The 264-nt window shown below is 42.8% G+C and carries 1 protein-coding gene; it reads left to right on the top strand.

The window, feature by feature from the left end; translation table 11 throughout:
- Positions 1-264 (top strand): DDE-type integrase/transposase/recombinase (locus MRBLPE1_RS33245; RefSeq protein ID WP_364149810.1); only part of this gene is annotated, 264 nt, incomplete at both ends.

Genomic DNA, 264 nt, shown 5'->3' on the forward strand with positions numbered 1-264 from the left:
TGAAAAGCTGTATTTATCACCTGTGCTGGACTTGTTTAACGGTGAAATTATCACCTACACAGTAGGGTCTCGTCCTACATACTCCTTAGTCTCTGAAATGCTGAATCAGGCCTTTAAACGCTTATCCAAAGAGGTTAAACTCCTCCTGCATTCGGATCAAGGCTGGCACTATCAGATGAAGCAGTATCAACATGCGTTGAAGAAACAAGGAATTACCCAAAGCATGTCGCGCAAAGGAAACTGTTACGATAACGCAGTAATGGA

The sequence above is a fragment of the Paenibacillus sp. LPE1-1-1.1 genome, from assembly GCF_040676435.1.
Classification (GTDB): Bacteria; Bacillota; Bacilli; order Paenibacillales; family Paenibacillaceae; genus Pristimantibacillus.